Origin of the sequence: Erysipelatoclostridium sp. MSK.23.31, assembly GCF_019125875.1 — a bacterium.
Lineage (GTDB): Bacteria > Bacillota_I > Bacilli_A > Erysipelotrichales > Coprobacillaceae > Thomasclavelia > Thomasclavelia ramosa.
This window is the reverse complement of sequence record NZ_JAHOCB010000008.1, coordinates 53,099-75,967: the sequence shown is the minus strand read 5'-3', so window position 1 is coordinate 75,967 and position 22,869 is coordinate 53,099. Positions and strand designations below refer to the sequence as shown.

Annotated in this window: 21 protein-coding genes and 1 other annotated feature; of the genes, 20 read left to right on the top strand and 1 reads right to left on the bottom strand. The window is 31.8% G+C overall.

The features are described from left to right. Positions 1-20: 20 nt before the first annotated feature. The 17 genes from KSU54_RS05755 to KSU54_RS05675 all read left to right on the top strand — a co-directional run bounded on the left by KSU54_RS05755 (position 21) and on the right by KSU54_RS05675 (position 16,275). Positions 21-2,249 (top strand): tetratricopeptide repeat protein, encoded by a 2,229-nt coding sequence (locus KSU54_RS05755; protein WP_117792021.1) that lies wholly within the window; start codon positions 21-23, stop codon positions 2,247-2,249. Positions 2,250-2,297: 48 nt separating this feature from the next. Further along, positions 2,298-3,530: an aminopeptidase gene (locus KSU54_RS05750; protein WP_003538562.1), complete on the top strand. Its 1,233-nt coding sequence runs from the start codon at positions 2,298-2,300 to the stop codon at positions 3,528-3,530. 90 nt (positions 3,531-3,620) lie between these two features. Next, the gene (locus KSU54_RS05745; protein WP_224209070.1) at positions 3,621-4,556 is read left to right on the top strand and encodes a hypothetical protein; all 936 of its coding nucleotides are present in this window, start codon (positions 3,621-3,623) and stop codon (positions 4,554-4,556) included. A 60-nt stretch (positions 4,557-4,616) separates the two neighbouring features. Continuing rightward, the gene (locus tag KSU54_RS05740) at positions 4,617-6,203 is read left to right on the top strand and encodes a peptide chain release factor 3 (RefSeq protein WP_008792101.1); all 1,587 of its coding nucleotides are present in this window, start codon (positions 4,617-4,619) and stop codon (positions 6,201-6,203) included. Positions 6,204-6,259: 56 nt separating this feature from the next. Continuing rightward, a complete protein-coding gene (locus KSU54_RS05735) occupies positions 6,260-6,508 on the top strand; it encodes a hypothetical protein (protein ID WP_008792100.1) in 249 nt (82 codons plus the stop codon). Continuing rightward, entirely contained in the window at positions 6,505-7,029 is a 525-nt protein-coding gene (locus tag KSU54_RS05730; RefSeq protein ID WP_003538554.1) for a GNAT family N-acetyltransferase, read from the top strand. Before KSU54_RS05735 ends, KSU54_RS05730 begins: the two co-directional genes overlap by 4 nt. Before the next feature lie 58 nt (positions 7,030-7,087). After that, a complete protein-coding gene (locus KSU54_RS05725) occupies positions 7,088-9,037 on the top strand; it encodes a P-type ATPase (RefSeq protein ID WP_117792022.1) in 1,950 nt (649 codons plus the stop codon). Positions 9,038-9,076: 39 nt separating this feature from the next. Further along, positions 9,077-9,376 (top strand): YbjQ family protein, encoded by a 300-nt coding sequence (locus KSU54_RS05720; RefSeq protein WP_003538549.1) that lies wholly within the window; start codon positions 9,077-9,079, stop codon positions 9,374-9,376. After that, positions 9,369-10,208 carry an RluA family pseudouridine synthase gene (locus KSU54_RS05715; protein ID WP_003538547.1) on the top strand — a complete coding sequence of 280 codons (840 nt, stop codon included), beginning with the start codon at positions 9,369-9,371 and terminating at the stop codon, positions 10,206-10,208. The genes KSU54_RS05720 and KSU54_RS05715 overlap by 8 nt, the downstream gene beginning before the upstream one ends. Before the next feature lie 431 nt (positions 10,209-10,639). Beyond that, positions 10,640-10,761, top strand: a sequence feature (ribosomal protein L20 leader region). Positions 10,762-10,767: 6 nt separating this feature from the next. Further along, positions 10,768-11,322 carry a translation initiation factor IF-3 gene (gene infC / locus KSU54_RS05710; RefSeq protein ID WP_003538545.1) on the top strand — a complete coding sequence of 185 codons (555 nt, stop codon included), beginning with the start codon at positions 10,768-10,770 and terminating at the stop codon, positions 11,320-11,322. A gap of 17 nt (positions 11,323-11,339) precedes the next feature. Then, entirely contained in the window at positions 11,340-11,534 is a 195-nt protein-coding gene (rpmI, locus tag KSU54_RS05705) for a 50S ribosomal protein L35 (protein ID WP_003538543.1), read from the top strand. Between the two features lie 25 nt (positions 11,535-11,559). Continuing rightward, complete coding sequence (gene rplT, locus KSU54_RS05700; protein ID WP_003538541.1) at positions 11,560-11,919, top strand: 50S ribosomal protein L20; 360 nt, start codon at positions 11,560-11,562, stop codon at positions 11,917-11,919. A gap of 67 nt (positions 11,920-11,986) precedes the next feature. Next, positions 11,987-12,379: an SRPBCC family protein gene (locus tag KSU54_RS05695; RefSeq protein ID WP_008792097.1), complete on the top strand. Its 393-nt coding sequence runs from the start codon at positions 11,987-11,989 to the stop codon at positions 12,377-12,379. Positions 12,380-12,506: 127 nt separating this feature from the next. Continuing rightward, positions 12,507-12,932: a MarR family winged helix-turn-helix transcriptional regulator gene (locus KSU54_RS05690; RefSeq protein WP_003538538.1), complete on the top strand. Its 426-nt coding sequence runs from the start codon at positions 12,507-12,509 to the stop codon at positions 12,930-12,932. Between the two features lie 13 nt (positions 12,933-12,945). Then, a complete protein-coding gene (locus KSU54_RS05685; protein WP_008792096.1) occupies positions 12,946-14,256 on the top strand; it encodes an FtsX-like permease family protein in 1,311 nt (436 codons plus the stop codon). Further along, complete coding sequence (locus KSU54_RS05680) at positions 14,243-15,013, top strand: ABC transporter ATP-binding protein (RefSeq protein WP_008792095.1); 771 nt, start codon at positions 14,243-14,245, stop codon at positions 15,011-15,013. Before KSU54_RS05685 ends, KSU54_RS05680 begins: the two co-directional genes overlap by 14 nt. After that, complete coding sequence (locus KSU54_RS05675) at positions 15,013-16,275, top strand: FtsX-like permease family protein (protein WP_117792023.1); 1,263 nt, start codon at positions 15,013-15,015, stop codon at positions 16,273-16,275. Before KSU54_RS05680 ends, KSU54_RS05675 begins: the two co-directional genes overlap by 1 nt. Here the strand turns inward: KSU54_RS05675 and KSU54_RS05670 are convergent. Beyond that, a complete protein-coding gene (locus KSU54_RS05670) occupies positions 16,268-16,807 on the bottom strand; it encodes a metallophosphoesterase (RefSeq protein ID WP_008792094.1) in 540 nt (179 codons plus the stop codon). The two genes, KSU54_RS05675 and KSU54_RS05670, sit on opposite strands and share 8 nt — an antisense overlap. Positions 16,808-16,970: 163 nt before the next feature. Here KSU54_RS05670 and KSU54_RS05665 point away from each other — a divergent pair, with 163 nt between their 5' ends. The 3 genes from KSU54_RS05665 (at position 16,971) to KSU54_RS05655 (ending at position 22,604) form a co-directional block, all read left to right on the top strand. Further along, a complete protein-coding gene (locus tag KSU54_RS05665; protein WP_003538528.1) occupies positions 16,971-17,675 on the top strand; it encodes an ABC transporter ATP-binding protein in 705 nt (234 codons plus the stop codon). Position 17,676: 1 nt separating this feature from the next. Next, positions 17,677-20,916, top strand: coding sequence for an FtsX-like permease family protein (locus KSU54_RS05660; RefSeq protein ID WP_117792024.1), 3,240 nt, complete (start codon positions 17,677-17,679; stop codon positions 20,914-20,916). Between the two features lie 245 nt (positions 20,917-21,161). After that, positions 21,162-22,604: a C40 family peptidase gene (locus KSU54_RS05655; protein WP_003538523.1), complete on the top strand. Its 1,443-nt coding sequence runs from the start codon at positions 21,162-21,164 to the stop codon at positions 22,602-22,604. The last annotated feature ends 265 nt before the right edge of the window (positions 22,605-22,869 follow it).

Genomic DNA, 22,869 nt, shown 5'->3' with positions numbered 1-22,869 from the left:
TCTATCGAAAGGAGGTAAGTATGGATATAAAAGATCGTGTTAAAAGTTATGAGCCGTTATTTAATCAATGGTTGTTTGAAGAACTGGTAGAAATTCATGATCAAGAATCATTGATAAAAATTAAACATCAATCGATTGGTGTTGAGAAAACGGCTCTTTTAAAAGTAATAACATTATATGATCAAGATAATAATATTGAATTTTTAGAAAAACGTGTAGAAGAGATTAAAAATAGATTAGGATTGCAAGTAATCAATGAAAGTGAATATTTAGATTATGAACAATATCTTATTGAGGATAATCAAGGAAAGATAATTGGTATTGACCTATGTCTTTTGATGGTTGATGAAGTTGATCGTTTACAAAATATAAATAATGTCAGTGGTAAATTATTGTATGAATTAGGTTTGAAATTATTTGATAAACATGAATATCTGGAAGCTTTAGAGTATTTTAAAAAGGGAGCAGAGGTGGATAATAGTGATTGTGTTTGCATTATTGGTTATTTATATGAACGTGGACTAGGTGTCGAACAAGATCATTATCAGGCTTTTCGTTATTATCAATCAGCAACAAGTTTAGGAAATGTTGTCGCAAGCTGCAATTTAGCATATTTCTATGAGTTAGGAATCGGTGTGAAACAAGATTATCAGAAAGCTTTTGAGTTATATGAATTTGGGGCTCGAGCTGGATTTGCTCGTGCTATTTGTAATTTAGGCTATTGTTACGAATACGGTCATGGAACTGCTGTTGATCTTCCACGTGCTGTTAATTATTATTATCAGGCGGCTAAACTAGGGTATAGTGAGGCTTTGTATAGCTTAGGAACTTGTTTAGAATTTGGTGAAGGAATTGAACAAGATATTGAACGTGCTTTCAAATGTTACGAAGAAGCTGCGAACCAAGGGCACGAACGTTCTCAACACCGTCTGGGTTATTGTTATGAAAATGGATTAGGAACAATTCAAGATTTTGTTAAAGCATTTTATTGGTATTATCAAGCTAGTCAAGTTAATTACGCTCCTGCTTTAATTGCGTTAGCGTCGTGCTACGAATTAGGTCAAGGAACTGATATTGATTTAAAAGCTGCACGTCAAAATTATTTAAAAGCTGCACGTCAAGGATATTCGCGAGCACAGTTTTGGTTGGGTTATTTTTATGAGAATCATCCTGAAATTAAAAATGCACCATATCGCTGTTCATATTGGTATCGTCAGGCAAGTAAACAAAATGATGTTCAGGCAATCGTAGCACTAGGTTACTGTTATGAAAGTGGTTTTGGAGTTAAACAAAATTTAATCAAAGCAATTGAGCTATATAATAAAGCAGCTAATCAAGGGTATGCTCCAGCCCAATGTAATTTAGCATATTGCTATGAAATGGGAATTGGTATAGATGTCGACTTAAATGAAGCTGTCCGCTATTATCGCTTGGCTGGAGATGCAGGTTATCCGCGGGCTTTATGTAATTTAGGTTACTTATACGATCATGGAGAAGGAGTGGATGTTGATCATCATCAAGCTTTTAAGTTATATCAAAAAGCTGCAGAAGCTAATTATGCTCCGGGTCTTTATCATCTAGCTTTGGCATATGAAGAAGGTAATGGAGTGGATGTTGATATTGATAAAGCAATTGAGTATTATGAATTAGCAAGTCATCAAGATTATGGAATTGCCCTTTATAATTTAGGTTTGATCTATGAGCATAATGAACAGTATCATGATGATTTAAAGGCAATTAAATATTATGAAGCTGCAATTGATCAAAATGATGTCCGAGCTATGTATCGGATGGCTTTATATTTAGATGAAGGTAAAGTAATTGCTAAAAATCCAGATAAAGCTTTTACTTATTTGCAGATTGCTGCTAATCAAGGCTATGGACCAGCTATGAATATGTATGGAATATATCTTGAAAATGGAATTGGTGGATATAAAAATTTAGATGAAGCTTTCAAATACTATCTTGCTTCAACAAGTGATGAATATGTACCGGGAATATATAATTTAGCACGTTGTTATTTTTATGGTATTGGAACAACAGTTGATAAAGCTTCAGCTTTTAAATTGTTTTTAAAGGCTAGTGAACGTGGGTATTATGATGCTAGTTTTATGATTGGCTATATGTATAGTTATGGAGATGGAATTAATCAAGATAAACAAAAAGCCAAAGAGTATTTTAAGCAGGCTGCCAATAAAGGAATGAAAGAGGCGATTGAAGAGTTGAATAAGCTCGATAAAGAGGTATAAAGAAGTTTAGATTGATTATAATAAATTGATGGAAAGAGGTAGATAAAGATGTCGTTTAAAGAAAAATTATCAAAATATGCACAATTGATCGTTAAAGCTGGTTTAAATGTTCAGCCAGCTCAAATTGTTGTAATCGATGCACCTGTTGAGAGTGTTGAATTAGTACGTTTAGTAACTAAGGAGGCATATGCGGCTGGAGCTAGGGAAGTGGTTGTAAAATATAATGATGAAGTTGTTTCACGATATAAATATAAATATCTTGAAAAAGAAGCGTTTGCTCATGTTCCAACGTGGTTTAAAGAATTTAGAAATGATTATGCTGCTAAAAAGGCTGCCTTTTTAACAATTATTAGTGATGATCCTGAAGGCTTTAAAGGAATCGATCCTGCAAAGATCGCATTGTGGTCAAAAAGTGTATCAACTGCTTGTAAACCATTTTATGATAGCCTTGATTTGGGGATAAATACATGGTGCATTGTTGCTGGCAGTTCAATTAAATGGGCAAATAAAGTATATCCTGATATGTCTGATAGTGAGGCAGTAGAGGCGTTGTGGAATGCTATTTTTAAAGCGGTTAAAGTCGTAGATGATGACCCTTTGACTGCCTGGCAGGAACATCGTAAAAGTTTTGAAGCTCGAGTAGCATATTTAAATAAATTGAATTTAAATACATTGACTTATACTAATTCGCTTGGAACAAACCTAACTGTTACCTTAAACGAGGGTTACCTATTTGCTGGTGGGGGTTCTTATACGACTAAAGGACAATATTTTTTTCCAAATATGCCAACCGAGGAGATTTTTACAAGTCCATATCGTAATGGGACTAATGGGGTTGTGTATAGTTCTCTGCCATTAAATTATAATGGTAATTTGATCGATGAATTTAAAATGGAATTCAAAGATGGTCGAATTATTGATTTTGATGCAAAAATGGGTAAAGAGGTTTTAAAAGAGATGTTGAGTATTGATGAAGGTAGTCTTTATTTGGGTGAAATTGCCTTGGTACCATATGATTCGCCAATTTCTAATATGAAAACATTATTCTATAATACTTTATTTGATGAAAATGCTTCATGTCATTTAGCAATTGGAAAAGGCTTTAGTGAATGTATTCAAGGTGGTTTAACAATGACTAAAGAACAATTGTTGGAAAAGGGAGTCAATGATTCATTAACTCATGTTGATTTTATGATTGGTACTAGTGATTTGAAAATTGTGGGAGAAACAAAAGATGGTCAAGTAGTAAGGATATTTGAAAACGGAAATTTTGTATTTTAAGAAATGACGATATAACGGTTAGGTTATATCGTTTTCTTATTTACTATACTCGCTTTTTGTAATAGAATGAGTTCTATTGAGGTGAAAATGATGGAAGTAAAGAAAAGTATTGTTCCCCAGATAATGACGATCTTGCTAGTAGCTTTAATGATCTTGATGTCAGAAGTGTTTCATGAAAAAGAATTTATTTTTCCAGAAATTACGGCATTGACGATTGGAGCATGGTTAGCGCCTAAACAAGTATGGAAAACTAATAAAATTAAATTGGTTTTTTTAATTGCGGCTTATGCGTCGTTAGGGATTATTTTGGTTAAATATGTAGATATTGATATTTATTTTAAAATTTTAATTGGCTTTGTAGTATGTGTGACGGGATTATTTTTATCTAAAACGACGTTTGCTCCATTGATATCTGCAACGATCTTACCAATTATTATTAATAGTGAGTCATGGTTGTATCCGCTTTTTGCTACTGCAATGAGTATTTTGATTGTAATCGGGCAACAATATTTAGAGAAGGGCGGCTATCGTAGTGTTCAGGAATATCATCCGGTTACTGCAGCAGTTAAAGAAACCTATAGCTTAAATTTAAAACGGTTATGTGCATTAGCATTAACGGCTTTTATTGCTTTACAATTAAAATTACCGTTTTTGATTGCCCCACCCTTGATAGTTGCTTTTGTTGAATTGAGTAGTAATCACCCAAAGTTGCGTCATAATTCGATTAAATTAGCATTTGTTACCTTTATTTGTGCATTTAGTGGTGCTTATGGAAGAATTTTGATAAGTGAGATTGGTGATTTGCCATTAACTATTAGTGCAATTATAATTGTAATGACCATGTTGAGCATTATGAAAATTACTAAATTATATTTTCCGCCAGCTGGTGCCTTAGCAATTTTACCGTTATTGATTGAATCGGGAAAATTAATAGTTTATCCGTTTGTGATAATCGGTGGATTTGTAATCTTCACTGTCTTTGCTTTCATTATTACGAAGACTCCGTTAAACAGTCTGAGTAAATAGATTTCGGTTGACAAATTCATTATAAATCTATATGATTAATCCTTGCAAGGAGATATAAAAATGAGCGATTTTATCAAAGAAGTTGAAAAAAGAAGAACGTTTGCCATCATCTCCCATCCCGATGCTGGTAAGACAACATTAACAGAAAAATTCTTATTATACGGAGGGGCAATTCAACAGGCAGGTACCGTAAAAGGAAAAAAGAACAGCAGACATGCAACAAGTGACTGGATGGAAATAGAAAAGCAAAGAGGAATCTCTGTAACATCATCTGTATTGCAATTTAATTATGATGGTTTTTGTATTAATATTTTAGATACACCAGGTCATCAGGATTTCTCTGAAGATACTTATCGTACATTAATGGCAGCTGATTGTGCAGTTATGGTTATTGATGCAAGTAAAGGGGTCGAAGATCAAACTCGTAAATTATTTAAAGTTTGTACGATGCGTAATATCCCAATTTTTACTTTTATCAATAAAATGGACCGTGAAGCTCAAGATCCATATAATTTAATGGAAGAGATCGAACAAGAATTGGGGATCGATACTTGTCCAGTTAACTGGCCTATTGGTTCTGGAAAACAGTTTAAAGGTGTTTATGAACGGCATGATCAGGAAGTAATCCGTTTTATCCCTGTTGATGGCGGGCGTAAAGAAGTTGATACTAAAATAATGAAATATGATGATCCTGAATTAATTAATGAATTAGATGAAGAATTATATAATAAGCTGCAGGAAGATATTGAGTTATTAGATATGGCAGGAAATGATTTTGATTTAGAAAAAGTGCGTCAAGGTAAACTTTCTCCAGTATGCTTTGGTTCTGCTTTGACTAACTTTGGAATCGAACCATTTTTAAAACATTTCTTAGAAATGACAACACCACCATTACCACGAAGTACTGGTGAAAAAACAATCGATCCATTTAGTGAAGATTTCAGTGCCTTTGTTTTTAAGATTCAAGCTAATATGAATAAAGCACATCGTGACCGAATGGCTTTCTTTAGAATTTGCTCTGGTAAATTTACTAAAGGGATGGAAGTATATCACTATCAAGGTGGTCGTAAAATAAAATTGAATCAGTCAAAACAATTGATGGCTGATGAACGTCAAGAAGTTGATGAAGCTTATGCTGGAGATATCATCGGAGTTTTTGATCCAGGGATCTTTTCGATTGGAGATACGATTACAACAGGTAAAGCTAAATTTGCTTTTGAAGGTATTCCTACCTTTGCTCCAGAACATTTTTCATTGATTCGTAATAAAGATACGATGAAAAGAAAACAATTTGTTAAAGGTGTAGAACAAATTGCTAAAGAGGGAGCAATCCAAATTTTCACTGAATTAGGCGGTGGAATGGAAGAAATTATTGTTGGTGTCGTTGGGGTACTTCAATTCGAAGTATTAGAATATCGCTTAAAGAATGAATATAATGTTGAGATAATCAAGCAGCCGCTACCATATCAATATGTGCGCTGGGTTAAAGAGGGATGCGATTTAAAAGCTTTAAATTTATCTAGTGATACAAAAAAAGTACAAGATTTAAAAGGACAACATTTATTATTGTTTACTAATGATTGGGGCGTTCGTTGGGCTACAGAGAAGAATCCTGATTTAGAGTTATTGGAATTCAGTAAGAATTAGCAGGGCTAATTCTTACTTTTCTTTTAATTATCATGTTATAATGAATGAGAAAAGAGGTGATTACTATCGCAAATACAGGAAAACGTCGCGTGTGTCGTTGTATCAAGACAATGAATATTGTAATTGGTAAAGAACAGCGGGATCTATTTACTAAGGGCCAAGTTTACGATTGTGTGATTCGTGATAGTGGTCAGCTTCAGGTAAATTATAAAATATATGGTAAAGAGTTTGATTTGTCATGTACTAAAGAGGAATTTGAAGAAAACTTTGTTTTAATAAATAAAAAAACGGGGGTTAGAAAATGATATTTGAAGATTTAAAATTAGCAGAATTTAATGATTTTTATAAAGTTATTTTAGGAAATTTTCCTAGTAAAGAAATCAAAGAATATGATTATATGAAAGAGACTTTTATTAATGGTGATTTTAAAGTTTTGACTTTAAAAGAAGATGATGAAATTAAAGGTATTTTATCACATTATGATGGTGGAGAATTTGCTTTTGTTGATTATTTTGCAATAGATGGTAATCAAAAAGGCAAAGGTTTGGGAAGTAAGATGTTAAAACATTTTATGGAGACGGCAGGGAAACCGGTTATTTTGGAAGTTGAACATCCAGAAGATGAGCAAAGTCGTCGACGGATTGCGTTTTATCAAAGAAATGGCTTAGTGCTAAATGATCAGCATGATTATTTTGTACCACCTGTGCGTAACTTAAAACATCGTCTGTATTTTCATTTAATGTCTTATCCAACGGAAATTGATGCATTGCAATTTGAACGCTATTATCCTCAAATTTTACAGTTAGTTTATGGTGTTAATGAGTAGAGTTGGAATTTTTTTGAAGATATGCTAAAATTAGGTGACTATTGGAAAGGAGATTACTATGGCTCGTAATTTCTATATTGATAATATAAATGATAATGATAAATTAAATGAGGTCAGCCTCCTCTTAAACGAAATGGAAGAAGTTTCACGAATCAAGATTGGAAAAACAGGTATTTCATTTTATTGTGAAGATCCTGAAAATGTGCAGGCGGTTTTGAATAATCATGATGAAAATCTTGTTTTAAAAGAGGAAATCAACTCACGTAAGCGTGAATTCGTGGCACCAGAACAAAAAGTAGAACATATTTTTATGTTTACTAATTTAGAGACAGAAGAAGAGGCAAAAGAAATTGAGGAAGTTATTTCACGATATTCAGCCTATGAAAATGTTAGTCTTGATTTTACTAATAAGTTACTTAAAGTCACAACTAGTCAAAAGAATATTTTAGTGCGATTAAATCGTCTAGTTGATAAAGTTAATCCTAAAATTGATGTGGAGCAATGGAAGAAGCCATTTAAATCACAAGATATTTTTCAACAAAAATATTTAAATACAATGATTAGAATTGCAGGATTATTTGTAGCTTTAGCACTTGGATTAGTTACAAAAGATGATCCTAATTTTATAACTAATATTGCCTGGCTGATTGCTTTGATTATTTTTAATGAAAAGACCTTGGTTCAAGCATATAAAGATTTAAAAGTTAAACAATTCTTAAGTGAAAATATTACAATTAATCTAGCTTGTTTATTTGGATGGGTTTATGGTGCTTATATTGAGGCTATCGTGGTTTCTTTGATTTACCAAGTTGGAGAACGGTTATTGATGCGTTTAATCAATTTAACGATGGAGAAAATTGATGACGAGATCAACCCAATTCAATTGGGACGTCGAGAAATTGGTGAAAATGAATATGAGATGGTTTCTTTAGAAGATTTTGATATTGGTGATGTGATCGTAGTTTTACCTGGAGAAACGATACCTCTAGGTGGCAAGATTGCTTCGGGTGAAAGTGAATTAGATATGTTTGCCATTAATGGATCAGATATTTTAGAGCCAGTTAAAGCCGGAAGTGAAGTTCAAAGTGGAAGTGTCAATGTTAAAGACACTTTGAAAATTAAAATTTTATATACGTATGATCGCAGTGCAATGAGCAGAGTCTTAGAAATTGCGACAATGGCACCTGTTGGTTCTTCAAGAACGCATAGGCTGGTAGAATTAATCAGTAAGATTGATACAGTTCTTTTAGTCGTCGCAGGAATTATTTGTGCAACATTAGTGCCAATTCTTAATTTTGAAGCAAATTTTAAATATATTTATTTAGGGGCTATTTTAATAACAATTTCTGGTTCTTTTGCTTACAAGCAGGCTTCTTCTTTTGCTGTTCTATCAGGAGTGGCTAAAGCTTTTTCTAAAAATATTGTTATTAAAGAAAATAGTGGTTTAGATGCTTTGAATTTATGTCGAACAGTTATTTATGATCGTTTTGATGGAGTTGAAGTAACTGAAGAGGAAATGGAATTATTCGCTAAATTATCAAAATTACATGTTGGCTTGATTATTTTCAATGATGGACCAGTTGATCTTGAAAATGATCAGTATCGAATCTATAATAATTTGACAGTTGATGAAAAATTAGAAGTAATGGATAAAGCAAGTATTGCTGGACCAGTTGCTTATATTGGTGATAATTCAAAAGATATTGCATTATTGCAAAAAGCTTATGTAGGTATTAGCCGTGGTGGCATCAAAGATAAAAAAGTGATTGAAAATAGTGATATTATGCTGATGAATTCTGATCTTAATACCGTTATTGAAACATTCATGATTTCTAAGAAACAAAAATATATTACGATTGAAAATATTTTTGTAGGATTGTTTATTAATGTAATCTTAATGATCTTAGCTGTTTTATTTATTATTCCTTGGTGGCTGGCATTAGTAATTTATTTAATAGAAGTTGTAGTTGTATTATTTAATACTCATCGAATCATTGATATGAAATAGGTTACTTTAGTAACCTTTTCTTATAAGGAGGAAAATATAATGGATATGATTGAAGTAAGTACGATTGATTATTTACCCGGATACCGAATTACAAAGAGTCTGGGAATCGTTTTTAGCAGTAAAATCATGAATCAGGCAATTGCTAGTGATAATACTAATATTGAAGAAATGTTAGATACAGCAAGACAAGAAGCGATGGCAGAAACAGTTGCTCAAGCTTCTCGAAGACATGCTTCAGCAATCATTAATGTTCGCTTTACAACAACAAACCTTGGCAACAATATGATTGAGTGTCAAGTTTCTGGAATGGCAGTTAAGGCGGAAAAAATCGATGAATAAGTATTTAGTGAAGACAGATTCTACGTTAATGGAGTTTTTATTAAATCACTATAATAAAAAGAATGTTAAAAATTTACTTAAATTTAAGCAGGTGTCTGTCAACGGGCAAGTGATTAGTCAGTTTGATTATTCATTAAAACGGGATGATGAGATTGTTGTTGATCGTAATCCTAATAATAATTCAAGTCTAGATATTATTTATGAAGACAGAGAACTGATCGTTATTAATAAACCGGCTGGTTTATTAAGTATGGCCGGAGGAAATGAAAAAGAAAAAACAGCTTATCATTTAGTTGGAGAGTATCTTAAAAGTAAAAATAAAAATGCCCGTGTTTTTATTGTTCATCGACTTGATAAAGAAACATCGGGGGTACTGTTGTTTGCTAAAAATGAAATAATTAAAAATAAATTACAAAATAATTGGAATGATATTGTTTATAAGCGTGGTTATTTGGCAATTATTGAAGGAAAGCTTAAAAAGAAGCATGGAACGATTAAAAATCACCTTGATGAAAGTAAGACACAAATGGTTTATATTGCTAATAATGGTAAAGGTAAATTGGCGATTACAAATTATAAAGTATTAAAAGAATCACGATATAATTCATTGATTGAAGTATTTCTTGAAACGGGTCGTAAAAATCAGATTCGGGTCCATATGCAATCATTAGGTCATAGTATTGTTGGGGATAAAAAGTATGGTGCTACAACTAATCCGATTAAACGAATGGGACTTCATAGTCATGTATTCGCCTTTGTTCATCCGGATACAAAAGCTAGAATGGAATTTAAAGCGGTTGTACCAGAAGAATTTAAAAAAATGTTTAAATAATGTCTTGTTATGATAAGTAGCAAGGCATTTTCTAGCTTCTATTTAGTCGATATGCTATAGTAGCAAGAGGCTGTGGGCGCAGTATAATTTGACACAAGAAGAACTAGGGGGCAAGCGGTCGCTAAGTGAGAAATAAATGGTGGTATCTTGATATTGAAAATATTAAGAATTTGGCTAAGTTTATATTTATTAATAAATATAATTGCTGTAGAATGGAAAGTATTTAAACATAATCATAAAAACAAGTAATAATTTTATTGGGATTACATATATTATTAGTGGTGATGAAATGTTTGCATTAATAGTATTGATAGTCTTTTCGGTGTTTGGATACTTTAAATATTTACAAATAGATGAAGATGAATAAATCTTTTAAATATGGGTTGACTTTAATTAAATAAAATGATAATATACTCAAGTAAATGAAAAGTAGTGGAAAGAAGAAGTGCCTACTTCTCGCCTGATTGATTATGTCGATAGGCAAATGTCGCTAAGATAAACTATCTTAATGTCAATGTGTGGGTACTCAGTGTGCTCACTTTTTGTTTAAACTACTAAAATGGAGGTGGCTTTTATTAGCAGATTTGATAACAGAAAACCAAAACAACCGGATGAGTTAGTAAACGAAAAAATTCGTTTCAAAGAAGTACTAGTCATTGATCAAAATGGTGATCAATTAGGTGTCAAAAGTCGTAACCAGGCAATTGATATTGCTTATGGTGCAGGACTTGATTTAGTGTGTGTTGCCCCTAACGGTAAACCACCAGTATGTCGTATTATGGACTTTGGTAAATATCGTTTCGAACAACAAAAGAAAGCTAAAGAAATGAAACGTAATTCTAAAGTGGTTGCTTTAAAGGAAACTCAATTATCGGTAACTATTGATGTTCATGATAAAAATGTAAAATTAAAAAGAACATTGAAATGGTTAGAAGAAGGTAACAAAGTTAAAATTGCAATTAGATTTAGAGGAAGACAATTAGCTCATATGGATCTTGGGAAAAAAGTTATTGATGACTTCGTAGCTGAATGTGCTGAAGTTGGTCAAATTGAAAAACCAGCTAAGCTAGAAGGTAGAACTCTAACTGCAATAATTGCACCAAAGAAAAAATAATTTAGGAGGAATATATCATGCCAAAAATGAAATCACATAGTGGTCTTAAAAAACGTTTAAAAAGAACAGGTAGCGGTAAATTAAAACGCAGCCATGCTTATGTATCACATTTATCTCACAATAAAACTCATAAACAAAAGAAACACTTAGCTAAAGCTACTTTAGTAAGTGCATCAGACTACAAGAGAATTAAATCTAGATTAGCAAAATAATTATTGACATAGGAGGAAGAAACAAATGGCAAGAGTAAAAGGTGGATTTACTACAAGACGTAGAAGAAAAAAAGTATTAAAATTAGCCAAAGGATATTTTGGATCAAAACATACATTATATAAAACTGCTCATGAACAAGTTATGCATTCATTAGCATATTCATATAGAGATAGAAGACAAGTAAAAAGAGATATGAGAAAATTATGGATTGCACGTATCAATGCTGCTGCAAGATTAAATGATATCTCATATTCAAAATTAATGCACGGATTAAAATTAGCTAACGTTGAAGTTAACCGTAAAATGTTATCTGAAATCGCAATTTGTGATCCTAAAGGATTTACTGCAATTGTAAATACAGCAAAAAAAGCATTAGCAAAATAATTATTTAGAGAAAGTTCGCTTTCTCTTTTTTTATTGTGTTATAATGGAATCGTGGAGGGCTCAAAAAATGAAAAGAATAGATATGACAGTTGATTTTAAAAGTGAAGTAGCAGCAGTTTTTAAAGTAATAACTAATTTAAAGGATTGTTCATGGCGTAGTGATTTAACACGGGTTGAGCAGATTGGTGATAATCGATTTATTGAATATGATCGAAAACAGCGGGAAACGAAGATTTTTGTTACAGATTTACGTGAAAATATTCAATTTGACTATGATGTTGAAAATAATAGTTATCGTGGTCATTGGAGCGGACAATTTGCCCCTTTGCCTGATGGTGGATGTCGCATGTATCTAAATTTTGATTTTGAACCTCAATCGATATTAGGAAAATTTGTTCGTGTAGATAAATTTGAAGAAAGATATATTGAAGATTTGAAAAAAGAGCTGAATGAATATTAAAACTATACTAAGGTATAGTTTTTTTAGTCAATTAGAATATGTAGCTTACTACATATTTTAATTGACTATTAATATTAGTCATCTTATAATATTAATATGTAGCAGGCTACATATTAGGGAGGCGGAAATGAAGGATTATGAAGTAATGTTCAGTTTAAATAAACTGGCAGGAAATATTGCTAATTATGCAAATGCTCGTTTAAAGCCATATGGATTAACTTTTACACAGCTTAGTGTCCTGATTTTTTTAGCCGATAATCAGGATCGAACGATCAATCAAAAAGATATTAGTATGGAATTTGATGTCTCACATGCTACAACAGTAGGAATAGTTGCACGAATGCATGGCCGTAGTCTTGTTAAGGTTAAAGCGTGCGAATCTGATCGACGAATAACCAATGTTATAATCACAGATCATGGTAAAGATATGATAGTTCAGACTAGAAAGGTACAAGAGGAATTAGTGCAATTATTTTCTAAATGTTTAGATGAAACAGAAATGACTAATTTTTTTAAATTGATCAATAAAATTAATCAAGTTTTTAAAACTTAGATAGGAGAAAAGTATGGGAAATTTTAAGTTTGCAATGACATTACTGGTGAAAGAGTATAAAAAGAGTGCTTTTTATGCTTTGACAATGGTTTTTGCTATTGCAGTTTGCTTTATCTTTTTTAATATTATGAATAACGACTTATTAGCTGATCCTGGTGCTGTCGTTGGTGGTGCTACATGGAATCAAGTCAATGTACCGCTTTCTACAACATTATCTTTTATCATAATTTGCTTTTGTTGTTTTATGATTTTCTTTGCAAATAGCTTTTTTATTTCTCGAAAAACTAATGAAATTGCCATTATGACATTATCGGGAAACAGTTCTTTTAAATCTACTAAATATTTGATTTATCAGACATTTGTATTATTACTGATTGCAGCACCAATTGGTCTTGCGTTGGGGATGGCAGTTACACCAATCTCAAATTATTGGATGTTTCATTATTTGGGGATTGAGGCATCGATTTATCATATACCTTCAGCAGCATTTATGCAGACCATAGTTGTAGTTGCAATGATCCTAGTTGCACTTTGTGTTTTTGCTAGTGGGTATATTTATCGAAATGATATTTCAAGTTTGTTACAACAAGAAAAGGCAATGGATTTTAGTGATAAACGTAAATTAGTAATTCCATCAGCTGTTTATTTATTTTTATATGTATTTGGAATAGTTATGATGTTTATGAATGAGCATAGTGCTACCGCTTATATTGCACCTACCGGGGTAGGGATCGTTGGGGCTATTGGTTTGATTAGATATGCGCTGCCAGAGTATATTAAGAAGTTTAAAGAAAAGAAATTATTAGAAAAGAGATATGCATTGATTTATGTTTCTAACCTTGGTTATTCAATTCAGCGAGCTATTTTACTAATTAGTTTAATGATGATTTCTGTTACAGGGATGATTGCGGCAATCGCTGCTAATCAGGGAGCACCTCGTGAATATATTACTGGAGTGATTGGTTACATTGTAATAATCATTTTGTTAATAACTAGTATCGTTTATAAATTTTGTATGGAGGCCCAGACAAGAAAAACTTTATTTTTTAATCTTTGGAAGATTGGGTATACACGAAAAGAAATAACTAAAATAATTAAGTATGAGGTATTTTATTTTTATTTAGTTTTATTATTAATTCCAATGATTTATATAATTATTATTTCAGGATGTTTTATTTATCATGGGGAGATGTCGGTTGCTTTTGCGTTAGGAGTAATTGGGGTCTACTTTATTCCTGTTGTTTGTTCAGGTTTAATTACTTACTATAATTATAAAAAAGCGGTGGTAGCACCGATTCATGGAGGAAAAAATGATGGAAAATAAAATTTTAGTTGCTAAAAATGTAACAAAAATATATGGTGTAGGGACAAAAAACCCCTATACTGCGTTAAGTGATGTTTCTTTAGAAATGTATGAGGGAGAATTTGTTTGTGTCATGGGTCCTTCAGGAGCTGGTAAATCGACTTTTATTAACAATTTATCAACAATCGATATTCCAACTAAAGGTTTTGTTTATATTAATGGTAAAGAGGTACGACAAATGTCGGAGGGAGAAATTGGTAAATTCAGATATGAAAATTTAGGATTTATTTTTCAAGAATTTAATTTATTAGATTCACTAACGATTTTTGAAAATATTGCTGTACCGCTGACGTTAGCAGGAAAATCAAAAGTAGAGATAAAAGCAGCAGTTGCAAAGATTGCAAAACGGTTAGATGTCGAGCAGATTTTGAATAAATATCCAAGTGAGTGTTCTGGGGGACAAAGACAAAGGGCAGCAATTTGTCGGGCTTTAGTTACTAATCCAAAGATTATTGTAGCTGATGAACCAACTGGAAATCTTGATAGTAAAAATTCTCATGAATTGTTATCGTTGTTTAGAGATTTAAATATTAATGACGGTGTATCTATCTTAATGGTAACTCATGATTCTAAAATTGCTTCGTATTCATCGAAATTATTATATATTAAAGATGGTGTGATTGATGAAACAATAGAGCGAAAAGATATGAGTCAAAAAGAGTATTTTTACAAAATCGTTGATATTAATTCGACAGAATCGCAAGCGTTGTTTGACTAATGGGCTTAATAAAATTAGCAATAAGATCTTTAAAAACTGATTTTTTAAAGAGTTTATTTTATTTTCTATCTTTTGTTTTAACAACGATTTTTATCTTTTTATTCTTTAATCTTACACTTAATCCTAGTACAGGGATCAATCTTGGTGGGAATGATGCAAAGTTGATTACTACGATAGCTGCTTTTGTAATTTTGATTGCAATGGTTTGTGTATTTATGGCTAATGATTTTTATGTTTTAGCGAAAACTAAAGATGTGTCAATTGTTTTGATGTCAGGGGCATCTGTTTATCAAGTTGGGATTTATTTGCTTTTACAGAGTACGATTATCATGTTTTTAGCTATTCCAATTGGTTTTGTCATTAGTTATCCTCTAGTTCCTTTAGTAAATAATTTACTTTTTATGGTCTTTGATTATCAAGGAAGTTTAAATTATATTTCGAGTAATACTTTTATGGCAACTGCTATCATTTTATTTTGTGAAATTGGCTGGTGTACGCTTTTAAATATGGGATATTGTTATCGTACCAGCATCAATAAGATGGTGACTGCAAATGTTAAAATTGAAAAATTTGGAATAGGCGTAAAGAAACTATCAAATCGAATATATCTTGTTTTGTTTATTTTACCAATGATCGTATTTCCTTTTCTTAATGATACAGCTAGTCATTTATTGATTGCTCTTATTGGAATAATTGGTGTTTATGGCCTAGTTAAGAATATAATTCCTGAATTCATTGAAAATCGGCAAACTAATGAATCGTTAGAAGACCGCTGTTTATTAATTACGCTGGGAAATGTTCGCTATGATCTAGAAAAAGTTAGAATGCTTGTTTTAGTAATAACCATAGCAGCGATTATTTTGATGTGTACAACTATTTATACTTTAGATACCCCATTGATTAGTATGGTTACGTTGATGTCATATTTTAGTGTCATGGTATTGTTATCGATTACAACTATTTTTAAAGTAGGAATGGAATTGCAAGGACGAAAAAGGAGCTTTCTTAACTTGTATCATATGGGGTATGATTTAAAAGATTTAAAAAAGATAATCGATTTGGAAATGATTATCTTCTATGGTTTAATTATTGTTATTCCTTTGTTGTATCAAATAATTATTTTAATTAAATTGTATAGTTTAGGATTGATTAATTTTTATCTAGTGGGGGGATTGTTATTGATTCAAATTATCCCAATGCTAGTTTGTATGATTATTTGTACGCTCATGTACCAAAAAGTTTTGCCGGAACCGACTATTTGAACCATTTTTTATAAAATGGTTCTTTTCTTTTAGGACGTTCCATTGGGGAAAAAGGGTCACATGGTTCTAATGTCGTGACATCATAAAAAGTACTTTTTTTTGTCTTAGTATCAAAAATACAATAGGTTGGATTACGATACTGACCTCTAGGATAACAAACACTACCAGGATTAATAAAAGTGATTCCTTCATGAAAATCGTAATAAGGTCGATGAGTGTGCCCGAAACAAACTATATCAGCTCCCTTTTCTTTTGCGGTATGGGTTAAATAATCTAGGTTATAATCAACATCATAGCGATGACCATGGACAATATAAAATTTTAAATCATCGATTGTAATAAATAATTCATCAGGAATATTACCAAAATCGTTATTACCACGGACTAAATAAAAACTATTAAGATTGATGCCATCATAAGTCATATAAATATCACCGCAGTGAATGTAATAGTTAACAGAGTTGTTTTTTAAAAGGGTTAATAAATCGGTTTTAGAAACAGAATGAGAATCTGATAAAATCATTATTTTCATAATAGACCTCCTAATTGATTTAATTTTAGCACGATTTTTATAAAAATTCTTGTAATATGAGTAGCATTATTTAATTTATTTATTAAAAAAGTAGAAATTGGATTGAGAATAGTTTCGTGATATAATTATGTATATGTTTTAATTAGAAAGGTAGTGATGATAAATGAAAAGTTTCATTACATTTAATAATGTTAAAAAGACATATAAAGTTGGTGATGTCGAAATCAATGCATCAGATGGTGTTGATTTTGAAGTTAATAAAGGTGAATTTGTAGTAATTGTTGGGCCTTCTGGTGCTGGAAAAACAACTATTTTGAATCTTTTAGGGGGAATGGATAAAGCAACAAGTGGGCAAATTTTAGTTGATGGTCAAGATGTTGCTAAATATAGTGAAAGACAGTTGACGCAATATCGACGAGATGACATTGGTTTTGTTTTTCAATTTTATAATTTGGTTCAAAATCTGACGGCTTTAGAAAATGTTGAATTAGCTACCCAGATATCGAAGAATCCTTTAGATGTGAGAATGGTTTTGGAACGTGTAGGATTAAATAAACGGTTAGATAATTTTCCGGCTCAGTTATCAGGTGGTGAGCAGCAGCGGGTGGCTATTGCGCGAGCAATTGCTAAAAATCCTAAACTGCTTTTATGTGATGAACCGACAGGAGCATTAGATTATCAAACCGGTAAAGCGATTTTAGGATTACTACGGGAGATGTGCGATAAATATACAATGACAGTAATTGTTATTACTCATAATAGTGCTTTAGCTCCAATGGCAGATCGAATCATTCATCTTAAAAATGGTCAAGTAGCTTCAATGAATATAAACGAACATCCTAAGTCAATCGCGGAAATTGAGTGGTAATATGAAAAAGAGAGCATATGTAAAAAATCAAATTCAAATAATAAAAAAAACTAAAGCACGTTTTTTGTCGATTTTTTGTATTGTCTTTTTAGGTGCTGCCTTTTTTGCAGGACTCCGGCATACGGCTTCAATTATGGAAATAACGATGGATAGTTATCTTCAAGAACACGCTTTCAATGATCTTAATTACGTTGCAACACTAGGATTTACAAATGAGGATATAGAAGCTGTTAAAAAAATTGAGCAAGTCGCTCAGGTTGAATATGGAAATCGCTTTGATGCTTTGATCCAAGTTGGTGATAATGTCAAAGGAACGACAGTATATACAAATGAGAGTTTTGATAATAAGGTCAATAAAATTGAATTAGTTGATGGTACAGTTCCAGTTGCTGATGATGAATGTTTGGTGGATAATAATTATGCTTCAAGAAATAAAATCAAAGTAGGAAGTAAGATAACATTAACTAATGATAATGGTGAAAAGAAATTTAAGGTTGTTGGATTGATCAATGATCCTCGTTATTTTAGTACGATTGAACGGGGGACAAATACTCTCGGTGATGGAACTAATGAGGCTTTTGTTGAAATTTTAGCTCAAGGCAATGAATCATTAGCTTTACCGCAAGATCTATATGATCTTCGTAATGGAACTGTTTTTAATGAAATTCGAGTGACTTTAAAAAACAGTGATGATAATAATATTTTTAGTGATGATTATTTAAGTTATGTAAAAGATGTTAATAAAGAAATTAAAAAAGTTCTTAGTGGTAAAGTTGCTCAGGTCAATGAGGAATTAGCGGGTGATGCTAATCGTGAATTAGAAAAAGGCGAACAGGAATATAATGATGGTATCAATGAATACCAAGATGGATTAGCTCAATATAACAATGGTCTTAGCCAATATGAAAGTGGCTTAAAGCAGTATCAAGATGGTTTAAATAAATACAATGATGGGTATCGTCAATATCAAAATGGTCTAAAGCAATATCAAGATGGAAAAGCTCAGTACGATCAAGGAGTCAGTGATTATCAGCTGGGAAAAGCTCAGTATGATCAAGGAATCAGTGCATATAATGAGGGGATAAATCAATATAATAATGGACTGAATCAGTATAATGTGGGAATTGAGCAATATAATCAAAGTGTAGTACAATTACAATATTTAATTGAGAATAATTTAATTACGCCAGAAGATGCTGCAATAATGCAAGAAAAGTTGAACGAGACTAAAATTCAACTGGATGCAACTAAAAAAACTTTGGATGCGAGCAAGCTGGAATTGGACAATAATGGTGCTGTTTTGGCTGCTACAGCTAATCAATTGGAAAGTGCAAGAATTACGTTAGCAAATACGAAAGTTACTTTAGACAGCTCCAAAGCCCAGTTAGATGAAACAGCGATAACTTTGACTAATTCTAAAAAACAACTGGACGATTCTAAAATTACATTAGACAAGACAAAAGTTTTACTGGATGAAACAAAGATTAAATTAGATGAAGCGAAAACATCGTTAGATGATGCTAAGATAAAACTGGATGATGCTCGCAGTGCCATTGATGATATTCCAACTGGAAAACTGATTAGTTTAACACGTGAGGAAAGTGCTAGTATCTTAAGCTATGATTCTGCTTGTCAATCAATGAAAGCCATTGCAGTAGTCTTTCCACTGATCTTTTTCTTGGTCGCTGCATTAGTTAGTTTAACAACAATGACTCGAATGGTTGAAGAACAGCGAGTCCAAAGCGGAACCTTCAGAGCTTTAGGATATGATAAAAAAGATGTAATTAATCAATATTTGATTTATGCTTTTTTAGCTACTTTCGTGGCTAGTGTATTAGGAATTATCGCAGGAGTATATTTCTTCCCAAGTATTATTTATTTCTTGTATCGTAAAATGTTGTTTAATGTCGGTGCACCAATCAAGATTTCATTTGATACTTTTATTTGTATCCAAACATTTTTGATTTCAGTAGCGATTACTTTATTAGTTACTTACATAGTGACACGTCAAGAATTAAATGAGATGCCAGCTAGTCTGCTTAGACCTAAGGCCCCTAAAATGGGAAAAAGAATTGTTCTAGAAAGAATAACATTTATTTGGAAACGTTTGTCTTTTAATCAAAAAGTTACGATGCGAAATATTTTTAGGTATAAAAAGCGTTTCTTTATGTCGATTATAGGAATTGCTGGTTGTGCGGCTTTAATTGTTACTGGATTTGGGATCAAGAATTCGGTTTCTACTTTAGCAGATAAGCAATATGGTGATATTTTTACTTACGATGGAATGGTTGTATTTGATCGTAATCTAAGTAATGATCAATTAAAAAAAGAAAAGGATGAGTTTGAGAGTTTAAGTAGTGTAAAAGATTGCAGTAGTTTTTATCGAAAAACGATCACAGTTGTAGGAAGTAAAGATCATTATGGTACATTAGAAGTATTTAAGAATAATGAGGAACTTAGCAAATATACAAATCTAGAGAATTATCAAACAGGTGAAAAAATTAAATTAAATAATCAGGGGGTTGTTATTTCAGCTAAATTATCAGAATTATTAGGAGTAACGATTGGAGATAAAATAAATATAACGATTGATGAAAAAGATTATCAGGTTAAAATTACAGGAGTAATGTTATTGTATTTTCAACACCATATATATATGAGTGAAGAATTTTATCGAGGTCTAACAGGTGAGACTCCAGTTAATAATTATGCGTATTTTAATTTAGAAGATGATGGCAATCGTAAAACTGTTACTAACTATTGCGACAAGGATAGCAATATTGATTCATTAAATTATGTTAAAGGAATTAGTCAAGCATTTAGAGATCAAATGGGCAGTATCGATAGTGTTGTTGTAATATTGATTGCTTGTGCCGGGGCCTTAGCTTTTATTGTCTTGTATAATCTAACAAATATTAATATTCAAGAACGTAAAAGTGAAATTGCAACTATAAAGGTATTAGGCTTTTATCCACGTGAGGTGTATGATTATGTATTTAGAGAAAACCTAATTTTATCAGCAATCGGATCAATTGTAGGATTAGGAATTGGGAAAGTTTTACATATGTTTATCATTAATGCGGTAGAAGTTGAAGTAGCTATGTTTATTAGAAGTGTTAATTTAATGAGTTATGTTTATGCAATAATTATTACAATGATCTTTACTTATTTAATTGATTTTGGAATGCGAAAAGTTTTAAAAAATATTGATATGGTTGAGTCATTAAAGAGCATTGAATAAGGTATTTTTAGTTATAAATTCTGGATAATATTATTATTAATATTTATGTTTATGGTAATTTCTATTTAGGACTATGTAAAATCTTATAAATTTCTTAAGAAATCTTAAAAAAATTATTCTCTTGAAAGCTAAGCGGAGCTTGCGATACAGCCAAAGGACAAAAATGAAAGAGCTTTCAGGGCTAGATTTTTCTAAAAAATAGTAATATAATAACAATTGGATATATTATTGAAAGGAGGTAACGAATGGATAGAAATATTAAGACAAGCTTTAAAAATGTAGTTGACGAGTATATCGTTAATCGTAAAGCAATGTTCATTCCGATTGCAGCTGTTGCTAGTTTTATGCTAGTTGGTTATGCAGCAGCAGACAAAGAAAAACCTGAGATTAAGTCTAATCAAATCGATCTTGCCTATGGTGAGAAATTTGATGTAGATAGTATTGATATTACTGATAATAAGGACAGTCGTGATTTAATTGAAGTATCAGCTGACACTTCATCATTAAATGTAACACAATTAGGTTCTTATAAAGTATCAGTTACTGCAACTGATAGTGGTTCTAATGTTGCTACAAAAACAGTTCAAGTTAATGTAGTAGATAATGAGGGACCAAAATTTGAATCATTAGGTTCAAATCAAGGATACACAATTGATGTTCCTGTAAAAGGAAGTACAGATTTCGCTAGCTATGTTAAGGCTAATGATAATGTTGATGGTGATGTAACTCCATTTATTGAGGCTAATACCCCATTAAATACAGAGGTTAAAGGTCAACAAGATATTACTTTAAAGGCTACTGATAGTTCAGGTAATGAAACTGTTAAAACTTTTACATTCGCTGTTAGCGATTTAGAAGCTCCGGTTATTAATTTAACCCAAGGAGAAAATGTTACTGTAGATTACGGAAGTGGTTTTGATTTAAATAATTTTGTAAATGTTACAGATAACTTAGATGGTACTTTAGTACCAACTGTTGAAGGATCTATTGATACTTCAAAAATTGATGAAACGCAAACATTGAAAATTTCTGCAACTGATAGTTCAGGAAATGTTAGTGAGGCTAACTTAAATGTTGTTGTTAAAGATTTATCAGCTCCTGTAATTAGTTTAACAAAATCTTCAATTACAGTTAATGCTGGTGAAAATGTTGATTTTAATGCATATATTGCTTCAGCAATTGATAATAAAGATGGTGATGTTAAAGCCAATGTCAAAGTTGATGCTCCTAGTACAGCGAAAGCTGGTACTAAAACAGCTACATATACAGTAACTGATGCAGCCGGTAACACAGGTACCGCGAGCTTATCAGTAAAGGTAAATGCAGTTTATGGCGGGGCAGCAAGTAATAACTATGGTAATAGTGTTTTATCAGCTGCTTATTCTAGATTAGGGTGTCCATATGTATGGGGAGCAGACGGTCCAAATTCATTTGACTGTTCAGGTTTTGTCAAATGGTGTTACTCACGTGTAGGAATTTCACTTCCACACTCATCTTCAGCTCAAAAGAATGCAGGTACACAAATTAGTATTTCCCAAGCACAGCCAGGAGATATCTTATGGAAATCAGGACATGTTGGTATTTATATTGGTAATGGTCAATATATTCATGCCCCAAGAACTGGTGATGTAGTTAAGATTTCATCTGTGTCTGGTTCAGGATTCGTTTGTGCTGTAAGAGTAAAATAAAAATTGAATATAACAACTAATTAAAGATTACGATTTTAAATTCGTAATCTTTTTTGATTCTATCAATATAATTAGTATTACCGCACTTATAAATAAAGTTGACGTAATTAAAAATACAGTGCTATAATGAATATGTTATTTTTATAAAAAAATTAGAATCGAGGATCATACTTTTCCTGCACGGGAAAGAATACGTTTTCGTTCGCATATAATCTTACTATAAAACACGTAAATAGACCCAAATTTATGTGTTTTTTTTGTGCAC